The following is a 14111-nucleotide window of genomic DNA, read 5'->3' as shown; positions in this document are numbered from 1 at the left end:
CGGTCTTGCAAAGATAGCGCATTAACTGCTAAACGGGCTGTCTGACAGTGACATTGCCCACTCCACCGAGCGGATCGCCTGCCGGCAGCGTGCCATACGGCCTTCCAGTACCTCCAGGTCTTTTTTCAACTGCTGCTGAACGGCAAAGGTTTCTGCCAGCGCCAGCCGTTGCTCCCGCTGGTCGATCATCGCCTGTAGTCGACGCTCATATTCCCGGTATTCCAGATATTTTTGCTGACGGGCGGAAGGTCGGGCACGTTCTGCGCGGCTACGAAGTTGCTGGGTACTGGCTTCACGCTGCAGGGCGGCGATTTGGTCCACCAGATGACCCGCCAGCCACTGGCTACGTTCCACATCCTCGCCGGCCTGACAAAGGCGCTGATAGTTGTGCTCAATTTCCTGCAGATAATCGGCCAGTCGGGTCCCTTTCGTCGTAAAGAGTTGGTTGTCAAAACGCGGCGAGCGACACTCGCCGTCGGGATGGCTGTGGATGGCCTGGCGCAAGGTGAGAAGGCAGTGATGCAGCCTTTGCCGCGTCGGATGCTTACTCATTGCGCCCAACGCAGGTATGCTAAAGTCATGCAACGGAAAACGCATTGGGTGGCAGGTATGCAACGCATTGTCTTATTAACCCTGGGTTGGCTGGCGATAGTGCTTGGCATACTGGGCATTGTATTACCTTTATTACCTACAACGCCATTCATGCTGCTGGCAGCGTGGTGTTTTGCCCGTTCTTCACCACGTTTTCATCACTGGCTGCTCTGGAAATCGCCCTTTGGTCGCTATATTCGCCACTGGCAACAGCATCGTGGCATACCGCCAGGGGCAAAAAGCCGCGCCATCGTACTGATTGTGGCGACATTTACGTTATCCTTGTGGCTGGTGCCAGTGCTGTGGGTACGGATCATGCTGGGCATCATGTTGTGCCTTCTATTGTTGTTTATGTGGCGGATCCCGGTGGTGGCAGAAACACCAGACGACAGTTTACCTCCGCGATAAAGTTGCAATTAGCCGGCCATTTGCTTAGATTTGGGCCTCTTCGTGTGCGGCTTCCCATTATGAATGTATTTCCGCTGAACCTTTAATCAGGTATTGGCGCTATTGAAGCTGCGCAAAACAGAATTTTTTTACCAGGCTTAAGATTATGACCGACACTGCGCAGCAGCTTGAACTGATTAAAAACAGTATCAAAAGTATTCCTGATTACCCGAAGCCGGGTATTCTTTTCCGTGACGTCACCAGCCTGTTGGAAGACCCGAACGCCTATGCAGCGTCTATCGCCCTGCTGGTTGAGCGCTACCGTAATAAAGGCATCACCAAAGTTGTCGGCACAGAAGCGCGTGGCTTCCTCTTTGGTGCGCCGGTTGCCCTGGGGCTGGGGCTGGGTTTTGTCCCGGTGCGTAAACCTGGCAAACTGCCACGTGAAACTTACAGCGAATCCTACGAGCTGGAATACGGTACCGACCAACTGGAATTGCACAAAGATGCGATCCAGCCGGGCGACGTCGTGCTGGTGGTCGACGATCTGCTGGCGACCGGCGGAACGCTGGAAGCCACGATCAAACTGATCCGTCGTGCAGGCGGTGAAGTGAAAGATGCTGCTTTTATTATTAACCTGTTCGATTTGGCAGGGGAAGCCCGCCTCAAGGCGCTGGGCGTTGACAGCTACAGCCTGGTCAATTTCCCCGGCCACTAAGCCTCGCTTCTGGCCTCGCGCACCTGTGGGGCCATTCCGCTTTACCGCTTCAAGATAACGAGTGATAGGTGAAAGCGTAGCTGTTAGACTACTGCAATCATATACAGGGGTTGCAGTGCGTCTGCGCTCACATTTCCATCCAAATTCGTCGAAACCACATGAGCTATCAGGTACTTGCCCGAAAATGGCGTCCACAGGCGTTTGCTGATGTTGTCGGTCAGGAACATGTTCTGACGGCGCTGGCGAATGGATTGTCTCTGGGACGCATCCATCATGCTTATCTCTTCTCCGGCACACGGGGCGTAGGGAAAACCACGATTGCCCGTCTGCTGGCAAAAGGCCTTAACTGCGAAACCGGGATCACCGCCACGCCCTGTGGCCAGTGCGATAACTGCCGTGAGATCGAACAGGGCCGTTTTGTCGATCTCATCGAAATTGATGCCGCCTCGCGCACCAAAGTGGAAGACACGCGCGATCTGCTTGATAACGTGCAGTATGCGCCCGCCCGCGGCCGCTTTAAAGTTTACCTTATTGATGAAGTGCACATGCTGTCGCGTCACAGCTTCAATGCGCTGCTGAAAACGCTGGAAGAACCGCCTTCACACGTTAAATTCCTGCTGGCGACGACCGATCCGCAGAAGCTGCCGGTGACAATCCTGTCCCGTTGTCTGCAGTTTCACCTTAAAGCGCTGGATGTTGACCAGATCCGTCAGCAGCTTGACAACGTATTAGAACAGGAGCAGATCGCCCGGGAACCGCGGGCGCTGCAACTGCTGGCCCGTGCTGCCGATGGCAGTATGCGCGATGCGCTGAGCCTTACCGATCAGGCAATTGCGATGGGCGAGGGCAGCGTGACCAGCGCGACCGTCGGGGCGATGCTCGGGACGCTTGACGATGAGCAACCCCTGGGGCTGCTTGAAGCCGTAGTCGACGGCAACGGGGAACAGGTGATGGCGTTGCTGGCGCAGGCAGCTTCGCGCGGGGTTGACTGGGAGGCATTGCTCGTTGAGATGCTTCGCCTGCTGCACCGCATTGCCATGGTACAGTTACTGCCTGCCTCTCTTAACGACGATGAAGAAAGCAATGCGTTGCGCCTGCGGGAACTGGCGCGCGTCGTGCCGCCTGCCGATCTGCAGCTTTATTATCAAACCCTGCTGATGGGGCGCAAAGATTTACCCCTTGCGCCCGATCGTCGTATGGGCATTGAGATGGCCTTATTGCGCGCGCTGGCGTTTCATCCCAAAGCGGCCGTCGCGGAGCCGATCGCGCGGCCCACGCTGACCGCGCAGTCAGCGCCGGTGCCGGTACAGAACGTACCGCCGTCGCCAACCGAATCGGCGCCCGCTGCCCGGCCACAAATGGCGGCACCCGAACCCGCTTCGGCACCAACCGCGCAGTCTGTCTCGCCTGCGGCACCCGAACCGTCACTGTCCAGTTCCACCAGCCAGCTCCTGCAGGCGCGCACCCAACTGCTGCGCCAGGGAGCAAACAAAGCAAAAAAGAGTGAGCCGGCAGCGCCAGGTGCGCGGCCGGCCAGTTCTGCCCTTGAGCGACTGGCCTCGGTGACCGAGCGCAGTCAGCAGCGTGTGCGTGAGCGCGCCCCTGAAGCGCCGGTAAAAAAAGAGGCGTACCGCTGGAAAGCGCTGACGCCCGTAACCGAAGCGGCCGCGCCCGTCGCCACGCCAAAAGCCTTGCGTTCTGCGCTGGAGCATGAGAAAAATCCTGAGCTGGCCGCACGGCTGGCTGAAGAAGCCCAGCAGCGTGATGCCTGGGCGGCTGAAGTGGCCGGTTTGCCGCTGCCTAAACTGGTTCAACAGCTGGCGTTGAATGCCTGGAAAGAGACGACCGATCAGGGTATTTGCCTGCATTTACGTTCCAGCCAGCGCCACCTGAATTCGGCCTCCGCGCAGCAGGCCCTGACCGCCGCATTGAGTCAGGTTGCCGGACATCAGGTTGAACTGTCGGTTATTGAAGACGATAATCCTACGGTATTGACGCCACTGGAGTGGCGTCAGGCCATTTATGAAGAGAAGCTGGCGCAGGCGCGTCAGTCCATCTTGAGTGACAGCCACATTCAAACCCTTCGTCGCTTTTTCGATGCCGATTTGGATGAGGAAAGCATTCGACCCGTTTGAACACGCTGCAACGTTATGAATAAACCGCGTTGTAGCCTCAGCAGAGAGAGAAAACTATGTTTGGTAAAGGCGGATTGGGCAACCTGATGAAACAGGCCCAGCAGATGCAAGACAAAATGGCCCAGGTTCAGGAAGAAATTGCCGCCCTGGAAGTCACGGGTGAATCAGGCGCAGGCATGGTCAAAGTGACCATCAATGGTGCCCACAACTGCCGCCGTGTGGAAGTCGATCCCAGCCTGCTGGAAGATGACAAAGACATGCTGGAAGATTTGATCGCTGCCGCCTTCAACGACGCGGCGCGTCGCATTGATGAAGCGCAGAAAGAGAAAATGGCGTCTGTCTCTTCAGGCATGCAGTTGCCACCAGGCTTCAAGATGCCGTTCTGATGCAAACCAGCCCACTGCTAGAGTCCTTAATGGAGTCATTGCGCTGTTTGCCGGGCGTTGGGCCAAAGTCGGCGCAACGGATGGCGTTCCAACTGCTACAGCGCGATCGTAGTGGGGGAATGCGGCTGGCACAGGCGCTGACCCGGGCAATGTCGGAAATCGGTCACTGTGCCGATTGCCGCACCTTCACCGAGCAGGAAATCTGCACTATCTGCGCCAATCCCCGGCGTCAGCAAAACGGTCAGATCTGCGTGGTGGAAAGTCCGGCAGATATCCATGCTATTGAGCAAACCGGGCAATTTGCTGGCCGTTATTTCGTTCTGATGGGCCATCTTTCACCCCTGGATGGCATTGGCCCGGCAGATATCGGTCTCGATCGGCTGGAACAGCGTCTGGAGAAGGAAGCGATTCAGGAAGTGATCCTGGCGACCAACCCCACCGTGGAAGGCGAAGCGACCGCGAACTACATTGCAGAATTATGTGGCCAGTATGGCGTTGAAGCCAGCCGCATTGCGCATGGCGTTCCGATGGGCGGCGAACTGGAAATGGTGGATGGCACCACGCTATCCCACTCACTGGCAGGCCGCCAGAAGATTAAATTTTAAACGCTTGCCGGCGTTGTGAAAAACGCCGGCTTGAAAATCCTGCATGTACCCCCACATCCTCCTCAACGTTCGTTAAATCTGATTCTGTTGAGGTAGCAATGACCATGAAAGGACAAGAGACTCGTGGCTTTCAGTCAGAGGTAAAACAACTTCTGCACCTGATGATCCATTCTCTCTATTCAAACAAAGAGATTTTCCTGCGTGAACTGATTTCCAACGCCTCGGATGCGGCGGATAAACTGCGCTTCCGCGCGCTGTCTGATGCCAGCCTGTACGAAGGCGATGGTGACCTGCGCGTGCGTCTCTCTGTCGATAAGGATAACCGCACCATCACGCTGAGCGATAACGGTATCGGCATGCGCCGTGATGAAGTGATTGAAAACCTTGGCACTATTGCGAAATCCGGCACCAAAGCCTTTCTGGAATCCCTGGGCTCCGATCAGGCCAAAGACAGTCAGCTGATCGGTCAGTTCGGTGTGGGTTTCTACTCGGCCTTTATCGTTGCCGACAAAGTCTCGGTGCGCACGCGCGCGGCGGGTGCCGCCGAAGACGAAGGCGTGTTCTGGGAATCGGCAGGTGAAGGTGAGTATACCATCGCTGACATCAGCAAAGCCGATCGCGGTACGGAAATCACCTTGCACCTGCGTGAAGGCGAAGATGAATTCCTCGACAGCTGGCGCGTCCGCAACATCATTGGTAAATACTCCGATCACATTGCGTTGCCGGTTGAAATCGAAACCAAAGATGAAGAAAGAGGCACCACGACCTGGGAGAAAATCAACAAAGCTCAGGCGCTGTGGACCCGCAGCAAGTCAGAGATCAGCGACGAAGAGTACAAAGAGTTCTACAAACATATTGCCCATGATTTCAGCGATCCGGCGACATGGAGCCACAACCGCGTAGAAGGGAAACAGGAGTACACCAGCCTGCTATATATCCCGGCTCGCGCACCGTTCGACATGTGGAACCGCGACCATAAACATGGTCTGAAACTCTACGTGCAGCGCGTGTTTATCATGGATGACGCCGAGCAGTTTATGCCGAACTACCTGCGCTTTGTGCGCGGCCTGATTGACTCTAACGATCTGCCGCTCAACGTATCGCGTGAGATTCTGCAGGACAGCCGTGTTACCCAGAATCTACGCGGCGCGTTGACCAAACGTGTTCTGCAGATGCTGGAGAAGCTGGCGAAAGAGGACAGCGAAAAGTACCAGACCTTCTGGAAAGAGTTTGGTCTGGTCCTGAAAGAGGGCCCCGCTGAAGATCACGCCAACAAAGAGACGATTGCCAAACTGCTGCGTTTTGCCACCACACAAAGCGAGAGCGCGGCGCAAACCGTGTCGCTGGAAGATTACGTCAGCCGTATGGTCGAGGGTCAGGAGAAGATCTACTACATTACCGCCGACAGCTATGCTGCAGCGAAAAGCAGTCCGCATCTGGAGCTGTTCCGTAAAAAAGGCATTGAGGTCCTGCTGCTGTCCGATCGTATCGATGAATGGATGATGAGCTATCTGACCGAGTTCGACGGTAAGGCCTTCCAGTCCGTCAGCAAAGCGGATGAAGCGCTGGATAAGCTGGCTGACGAAGAAACGGAAGCGCAGAAAGAAGCGGAAAAAGCGCTGGAACCTTTTGTTGAGCGCGTGAAAACGCTGCTGGGCGAACGTGTGAAAGAAGTCCGTCTGACGCACCGTCTGACCGATACGCCTGCGATTGTGACCACCGATGCAAACGAGATGACCACGCAAATGGCCAAACTGTTCGCGGCGGCAGGACAGGACGTACCGGAAGTGAAATATATCTTCGAGATCAACCCCGATCACCAACTGGTGAAGCGCGTGGCAGATACCCAGGATGAAGCCCGCTTCGGTGAGTGGATTGAGCTGTTACTGGATCAGGCCCTGCTGGCAGAGCGCGGCACGCTGGACGATCCTAACCAGTTTATCCGTCGGATGAACCAACTGCTGACGGCGTAAGACGACGAAACCGGTGAGATCCTCACCGGTTTTTTTTGGCTGCAGCCTTCCTGCCTGCTTTCCGGCACCCATATTTGTTGCGCAACCGCCTTAAAAGCCGCATTGCACCCGCCACCAGTCCGAAAATGCCTTTTCACTGACATCGCGCACTGCGATCGCTGGCTAAAGTCAGTACACTGATCTGCGTTGATCCGCCCCTTCCTTGTGGTGCGCGGATCATAATGGTATGTTCTTCCGCTTCTCAGATTCATCAATGCGATTCGCAAGGGGATTTACGCAATGCGTATTATTCTGCTCGGAGCTCCGGGCGCAGGTAAGGGGACTCAAGCCCAATTCATCATGGAGAAATACGGCATTCCGCAGATCTCCACTGGCGACATGTTGCGTGCAGCGGTTAAAGCGGGCACCGAACTGGGCAACCAGGCGAAAGCCATTATGGATGCCGGCAAGCTGGTTACTGATGAGCTGGTGATTGCGCTGGTTAAAGAGCGCATCGCCCAGGAAGATTGCAAAAACGGTTTCCTGCTTGATGGTTTCCCACGCACCATTCCTCAGGCTGACGCAATGAAAGAAGCCGGTATCAAAGTGGACTATGTGCTGGAGTTCGCTGTGCCGGATGAACTGATCGTTGAACGCATCGTCGGTCGCCGTGTTCATGCGCCATCAGGCCGTGTTTACCATGTCAAATTCAATCCACCGAAGGTGGAAGGCAAGGATGACGTGACCGGTGAAGAGCTGACCACGCGTAAAGACGATCAGGAAGAAACGGTGCGCAAACGTCTGGTGGAATACCATCAGCTAACCGCACCGCTGATTGCTTACTACAGCAAAGAAGCCGAAGCGGGTAACACTGAGTACCACAAAATCGACGGCACACGTAATGTGTCCGACGTGAGTGCAGAGCTGGCTAAAATTCTGGGCTAAGCAGAGAGGGGCCGGTACGACTGGCCCCTTTTGCTGTAGTGAATCTACCCATACTTTCCTGCGTTTTCCTTCTTCGTTGTCCTCTGAACGCCAGCCGCGCTTGTCGCAGACCGTTTTCTGGCCCTTGCTGCCTGACAGGTACGGAACCGCATTACTGTCGTGCTGCATCCTCCTACAGGCTGTCATGAACCTGCAGGCGCCACGTCCCGGCGTTCATCAGATGGCCTGCCAGGAATATACGCTGATACGTCAGATGCGCCGGAGTCTGGCAGGGCGGGATGGGCGAGCTACGGATTCGCGCGCAGCGTTAAAGTCGTCGCAGAGAATATGATATGCTTCTCTGCCTGTTTTTCCTCACGGCAGTCACCATGAAATTTCCCGGCAAACGTAAATCCAAACACTATTTTCCCGTCAGCGCGCGCGATCCCCTTCTCCAGTCCTCGTCATTCGATAACGAAGACGGCAGTTGGGTCGTGGGCATCGATCAGACGTTGGTCGATATCGAAGCGAAAGTCGATGACGCCTTTCTGGTCCGCTATGGTCTGAGTGCCGGCCATTCGCTGGTCATTGACGATGCCGTGGCAGAAGCGCTGTACGCTGAACTGATGCGTGACGAACTGATTACTCACCAGTTCGCAGGCGGCACGATTGGCAACACGCTGCACAATTTCTCCGTGCTGGCGGACGACCGTTCCGTATTGCTGGGCGTGATGTGCAATAACATTCAGATTGGCGGTTATGCGTATCGTTACCTTTGTAATACTTCGAGCCGCATGGATCTTAACTATCTTCAGGGTGTGGACGGAGCGATTGGCCGCTGTTTCACCCTGATCGGCGATCAGGGCGATCGGACCTTTGCGATTAGCCCTGGCCAGATGAACCAGCTCAAAGCGGAAAGTGTGCCTGAGGACGTAATTGCGGGCGCTTCCGCGCTGGTTCTGACCTCGTATCTGGTGCGTTGCAAAGACGGTGAACCGATGCCACAGGCGACGCTGCAGGCTATCGAGTATGCAAAGCGCCACAACGTGCCGGTGGTGCTGACGTTAGGCACGAAACACGTGATAGGTGACAATCCTCAGTTCTGGCGTGATTTCCTGCGTGACCACGTGTCGATTGTGGCGATGAACGAAGAAGAGGCGCTGGCGCTGACGGGCGAGGCCGACCCGCTACTGGCCTCGGACAGGGCGCTGGAGTGGGTGGATCTGGTGCTGTGCACGGCAGGGCCGACCGGTTTATATATGGCGGGCTATACCGAAGACGAATTTAAGCGTAAAACCAATCATCCTTTGTTACCGGGCGCGATTGCTGAATTCAACCAGTACGAATTCAGTCGGGCAATGCGTAAACAGGATTGTCAGCAGCCGTTACGCATTTTCTCGCACATCGCGCCCTACATGGGCGGCCCGGAGAAGATCATGAATACCAATGGGGCAGGGGACGGCGCGCTGGCAGCGTTGCTGCATGACATTACGGCGAATAACTACCATCGCCGCAACGTACCTAACTCCAGTAAACATGCGCGTGCTTATCTGACCTATTCGTCGCTGGCGCAGGTCTGCAAATATGCTAACCGGGTCAGCTATCAGGTCCTGAATCAGCATTCGCCCCGACTGACGCGCGGTTTGCCTGAGCGTGAAGACAGCCTGGAAGAATCCTACTGGGATCGTTAAGGCTGACAAGTCAGACGCCCCGCTGAATCTCTGAGAGTTCAGCGGGGCGACAGCCGTTTGGGATGGATTAGTGCTGGCCTTCGCTGACGGTTTTTTCTTCCTGCAGCGTTAGCTTTTCCTGTAACTTTTGAATAATACTGGCGGCAATTTCCCGCTCACCCATAACGACGTGGTTTGCACCGCGCTCCAGAATATACTCCACTTCATCGTCATAATGGGCATGCACGATAATATCGATATCAGCCTGCTTCTGTCGTGCTGCCGTCACAATTTCGCCTACCTCGTAGCCGTTAGGGATAGTGACTAACAGCCAGCTGGCACAGTCCACCCGAGCCAGCGCCAGGGTATTGGCGCGGGCAGCATTCGCCAGCACCGCTCTGATCCCCTGATCCCGTAAGGCTTTTACGCGCGGGATGGAGCTTTCTACCACCACCACCGGAATATTCAGTTTGATCAGTTGCTCACACAGCAGGTTGCCGACGCGACCATAGCCAACGATGACGGCATGGTTGCAGACATCCACAGGAATCTCTTGTTCTTCTTCCAGCGCTTCTTCCAGCGTCTGCTGCTCCATCGTTTCATTTTTGGCGAGGTAACGCCCCAGCAGCGTAAACAGAACCGGATTGAGCATGATAGAAAGGATAGCGGCCGCCAGGACCAGATTTCGGCCTTCTTCATCAAGCAGGCCAAGTGAAATGCCCAGACCGGCAAGAATAAAGGCAAACTCGCCGATTTGCGCCAGACTCACCGAGATGGTCATCGCTGTCCGACGCGAATGACCCAGCAGCGAAACCAACAGCCAGGCGGCGGCGGATTTGCCGATGACGACAATCACCAACGCACCCAGCACGGCCAGCGGCTCTTTCACCATGATCATGGGATCAAATAACATGCCGACAGAGACAAAGAACAGCACTGCAAAAGCATCCCGTAACGGCAACGTGTCACGGGCAGCGCGCTGACTTAACTCCGATTCATTCAGCACCATTCCGGCAAAGAACGCACCCAGCGCAAAAGACACGTCGAAGAACTCGACGGCGCCAAATGCGATGCCCAGCGCCAGCGCCAGGACAGACAGCGTAAACAGCTCGCGTGAACCCGTGGCCGCACTTTTCGCCAGAATCCAGGGGACCGCACGGCGGCCTACCACCATCATCAGCACCATAAAGGCGGCAACTTTGCCGATGGTCCAGAGCAGATCCCAGATCACCAGGCTGGCGCTGGCGTTGCCCTGTTCCATCATGCCCGCAATGGCGGGCAACAAGACCAGCGTAAGCACCATCACCAGGTCTTCGACAATTAACCAGCCGATAGCAATTTGACCGCGCTGGCTTTCAATCAGCTGCCGTTCTTCTAACGCACGCAGCAACACCACGGTACTGGCGGTAGAAAGACACAAGCCGAACACCAGGCCGGTCATCCACGACCAACCCATCGCCCACGACATCAGCATTCCCAGCAAGGTGGCTACCGCGATCTGTGCAATCGCGCCGGGAATGGCTATCCGCTTTACCGACATCAGGTCCTTCAGTGAAAAGTGCAGACCGACGCCAAACATCAGCAGAATCACGCCCAGTTCGGCCAGTTCCGGCGCCAGATTCGTGTCTGCCACAAAGCCGGGTGTAAAAGGGCCAGCCATAACGCCAGCAACAAGGTAACCCACCAGCGGAGAAATTCGTAACCGGTTAGCCAGCATACCAAGGAGGAAAGCCAGAACCAGTGCCCCGACAATAGTGGTGATCAGCGGTGTGGTGTGATGCATGCCTGTCTCCTTGGATGTAAATGTATCCGGTTGTAACAAATGAGTTTAATGCATATCAGGCGGCATCGCTGAATAATTTGTGGGATTATCAAAAGAAATTAGGGAAATACGCGAAAAGCGCAAGATGAAGGCTGTTTTTCTCACTTATCGCGGTTATGGGTCGATACAACGGTCTGTTGCGTACGGTCAGGAAGGAGTTTATTCATTCTAAATGACACAAGCGTGACGATAATGAGGTGAAAATGTGTTGGTAACAGCCTACAACCGCACCCAGGTAGCGATTTGCCTGCTCCCTTTGCTTCGTTGGCCTCTGTGCGTCGGGGCGGCCGGATAGGCGGCTGACCTGATGGCATAAAAGCGGATGATAAAACAGCAAACAAAACAGGCTGTTATTTAGCATTGGCTCAGCCAGCCTTGTCTGCGCGCGCGAAGGCCGTCTTGACGAAATGCACTGTTAAAAACAGAGTAATACATAAATTTAACACAGGGCGAATCACACCAGCGAAAGTATCTAAAAATTAACAAGCTGATCGTTCCTTCTGCTTAACATTGCGCCTTCATGCATAACAGTGATGACAAAATCAGACCCTGTCCTGCGCTGAACAACCTGCGATAATGACCGGACGACGCGCGATAAACTTGAGTTAACACAGGGAATGTGCGACACAAAAAGGCGCTGACGATCGGCAAGAATCATTATTCAAAGGAGAGAGGCTGTGGTGTTATCTCGATGGGCGGGTGCGGGTCTGACCGGAGCGATGTTGCTCTCATCACTGTTTACTCAGGCCGCCGTGCCTGACCGGAGTTACCGTTTCAGCATTTTGCACACCAACGATCTGCACGGCCATTTCTGGTTTGATGAGCAGGGCGAGTACGGTCTGGCGGCACAAAAAACATTAATAGATACCGCACGCTACGATATTCAGGCCAAAGGCGGTGGTGCACTGATTTTGTCGGCCGGAGATGTCAACACTGGCGTGCCGGAATCGGATGCCCTGGATGCCGAACCTGATATTCGTGGCATGAACCTGATTGGTTACGATGCCATGACGCTGGGCAACCATGAATTCGATAAACCCCTCGCCGTGCTGCGGAAACAGGAAAAATGGGCCAAATTCCCTTTTCTGGCCGCGAATGTTTATCAAAAAAGCACAGGTAAACGTCTGTTTAAGCCCTGGGCGATGTTCCGGCGCATGGGGCTGAAGATTGCGGTTATCGGGTTAATCACGCCGGATACCGCCCGCCTGACCAACCCTGAACAGTTAACGGATATCGAATTCCGTGACCCGGTAGCCGAAGCCGTAAAGGTTGTGTCTGAACTACGCGCCAAAGAAAAACCGGATGTGATCGTGGCGCTGGCCCATCTTGGTCATTATGACGACGGCAAACACGGCAGTAACGGGATTGATGATGTGACGCTGGCGCGCAGGTTGCCTGCGGGCACACTCAATATGATTGTAGGGGGGCATTCGCATGACGCGGTCTGTATGGAAAAAGAGAATGTGAGCCGCAAAGATTATCAGCCGGGTCAGCCCTGTCAGCCTGACCGGCAAAATGGCGTCTGGATTATGCAGGCGGAAAAGTGGGGAAAATATGTCGGACGTGGCGATTTTACCTACCGCAATGGCGAGGTTACCCTGGCGTCGTATCAGCTCATCCCGGTTAACCTCAAACATAAAATCAAAAATCTCGATGGCAGCGAATCCTGGCTGACCTGGCAGGAAGAGATCCCCAAAAACACGGCTATGATGAAATTACTGACGCCGTTTCAAAAACGCGCTGAAGCGACGCTGCAGGTGAATGTCGGGCGCGTCAACGGGGTGTTTTCCGGCGAAAAAGAAACCGTGCGCGTTCAGCAAAGCAGCCTCGGGCAGCTCATCCTGCGGGCGCAGATGGCCGCGACCCAGGCCGACTTCGCCGTGATGAGCGGCGGCGGAATTCGGGCCTCGCTCAAACCAGGGCCCGTAGCGTGGCGCGATTTGCTCCAGGTCCAACCCTTTGCCAATCAGGTCGTTTCCGTCACGCTGAGTGGGGCGGAAATTAAACGCTATCTGGCGGTGGTGGCGAATATCGAACCGGGTTCAGGCGGTTATGCCCAGTTTGCAAATGTCAGTCTGACCGCGAATGGCAGCGGCGTGAGTAAAGTCACGATCAACGGACAGCCGCTGGATGACACCAAAACTTATCGGATGGCGACTAACAGCTTCAATGCGGCGGGCGGCGATGGCTATCCCCGTATTGATTCACATCCGGGTTATGTCAACAGTGGCAACGTTGACGCCGTGGTGCTGCGTGACTGGGTCAGTAAACATTCGCCGCTGAATGCCAGCGACTACGTGCCTCGCGATAAGGTGATTTACCAGACGGCAACGGCCCAGGATACATTGAAAGACGCGAAAGAAACGGTGCCCGCGCGTCGTTATCCCAAAATGATTTTGGCATGGATACAACACTGGAACGGGGAACGTGCAGCACCGCGTTAAATCACCGGGGAGGCGCTTCGTCTCCCCGGTGCCTTGTCAGGCGCGGCAGGCCTTACGGTTGAACCAGTGCGACCGCAGTTTATCCCACACCAGGTTATAGACGAAGGTGTAGGGCAGAAAGAACAGAAAAAACGCCACTTCGATCATAAAGGCCTGCCATAACGAAATCTCCAGCATCCAGGCGGCCAGCGGAAGCCCTATCAGGATAAAGCCGCCCTCAAATCCCAGAGCATGCAGCACACGAACCCATGCACTGCGTTTCTGACGAGGCGGATACCAGCGATCAAACACGCTGTTGTACATCATATTCCAGAGCATCGCGACCGTGGACAACATGATGGCCAGTGCGCCCATCTGAAACAGCGGTTTATCCATCATCCAGGCTGCCAGCGGGGCAATGGTGAGGATGGCCAGACCTTCAAACAGGCTGGCATGTAAGATGCGCTCGGTGAGTGAACGGGTTTGCATGTCAGTCTC

12 protein-coding genes and 1 other annotated feature are annotated in these 14111 nt (G+C 55.2%); of the genes, 9 read left to right on the top strand and 3 right to left on the bottom strand.

What is annotated here, in order from left to right:
* Positions 1–21 precede the first annotated feature (21 nt).
* On the bottom strand, positions 22–552 hold the full coding sequence (gene priC / locus RAC65_RS08180) for a primosomal replication protein PriC (protein WP_039338470.1): 531 nt from the start codon (positions 550–552) through the stop codon (positions 22–24).
* Positions 553–609: 57 nt separating this feature from the next.
* Between priC and RAC65_RS08175 the strand changes: the two genes are divergently transcribed.
* From RAC65_RS08175 to RAC65_RS08140, 8 genes are all read left to right on the top strand, one after another.
* Entirely contained in the window at positions 610–999 is a 390-nt protein-coding gene (locus tag RAC65_RS08175; RefSeq protein WP_375096606.1) for a DUF454 family protein, read from the top strand.
* Between the two features lie 145 nt (positions 1000–1144).
* Positions 1145–1696, top strand: coding sequence for an adenine phosphoribosyltransferase (apt, locus tag RAC65_RS08170; protein WP_006117923.1), 552 nt, complete (start codon positions 1145–1147; stop codon positions 1694–1696).
* A 158-nt stretch (positions 1697–1854) separates the two neighbouring features.
* Positions 1855–3831, top strand: coding sequence for a DNA polymerase III subunit gamma/tau (gene dnaX, locus RAC65_RS08165; RefSeq protein WP_039338469.1), 1977 nt, complete (start codon positions 1855–1857; stop codon positions 3829–3831).
* Positions 3173–3234 (top strand) — a sequence feature (DnaX frameshifting element). It overlaps the preceding gene by 62 nt.
* Before the next feature lie 56 nt (positions 3832–3887).
* Positions 3888–4217, top strand: a complete 330-nt coding sequence (locus RAC65_RS08160) for a YbaB/EbfC family nucleoid-associated protein (RefSeq protein WP_033738698.1) — start codon at positions 3888–3890, stop codon at positions 4215–4217.
* A complete protein-coding gene (recR, locus tag RAC65_RS08155; RefSeq protein ID WP_006117920.1) occupies positions 4217–4822 on the top strand; it encodes a recombination mediator RecR in 606 nt (201 codons plus the stop codon). Before RAC65_RS08160 ends, recR begins: the two co-directional genes overlap by 1 nt.
* A 98-nt stretch (positions 4823–4920) precedes the next feature.
* Complete coding sequence (gene htpG, locus RAC65_RS08150; protein WP_375096567.1) at positions 4921–6795, top strand: molecular chaperone HtpG; 1875 nt, start codon at positions 4921–4923, stop codon at positions 6793–6795.
* A 279-nt stretch (positions 6796–7074) separates the two neighbouring features.
* On the top strand, positions 7075–7719 hold the full coding sequence (gene adk, locus RAC65_RS08145; protein ID WP_033738701.1) for an adenylate kinase: 645 nt from the start codon (positions 7075–7077) through the stop codon (positions 7717–7719).
* Positions 7720–8087: 368 nt separating this feature from the next.
* On the top strand, positions 8088–9389 hold the full coding sequence (locus tag RAC65_RS08140; RefSeq protein WP_033738797.1) for an inosine/guanosine kinase: 1302 nt from the start codon (positions 8088–8090) through the stop codon (positions 9387–9389).
* A 67-nt stretch (positions 9390–9456) separates the two neighbouring features.
* On the opposite strand, the gene ybaL is transcribed toward RAC65_RS08140, so the two are convergent.
* Positions 9457–11151: a YbaL family putative K(+) efflux transporter gene (gene ybaL / locus RAC65_RS08135; RefSeq protein WP_039338468.1), complete on the bottom strand. Its 1695-nt coding sequence runs from the start codon at positions 11149–11151 to the stop codon at positions 9457–9459.
* Positions 11152–11909: 758 nt separating this feature from the next.
* Between ybaL and ushA the strand changes: the two genes are divergently transcribed.
* Positions 11910–13634, top strand: coding sequence for a bifunctional UDP-sugar hydrolase/5'-nucleotidase UshA (gene ushA / locus RAC65_RS08130; RefSeq protein WP_375096605.1), 1725 nt, complete (start codon positions 11910–11912; stop codon positions 13632–13634).
* A gap of 36 nt (positions 13635–13670) precedes the next feature.
* On the opposite strand, the gene RAC65_RS08125 is transcribed toward ushA, so the two are convergent.
* Positions 13671–14102: a multidrug/biocide efflux PACE transporter gene (locus tag RAC65_RS08125; RefSeq protein WP_039338466.1), complete on the bottom strand. Its 432-nt coding sequence runs from the start codon at positions 14100–14102 to the stop codon at positions 13671–13673.
* Positions 14103–14111 lie beyond the last annotated feature (9 nt).

This window comes from Pantoea sp. BS_8 (genome assembly GCF_041954965.1).
Lineage (GTDB): Bacteria > Pseudomonadota > Gammaproteobacteria > Enterobacterales > Enterobacteriaceae > Pantoea > Pantoea stewartii.
Note: the sequence above shows the minus strand (reverse complement) of the source record. Positions and strands in the feature narration are given on the sequence as shown.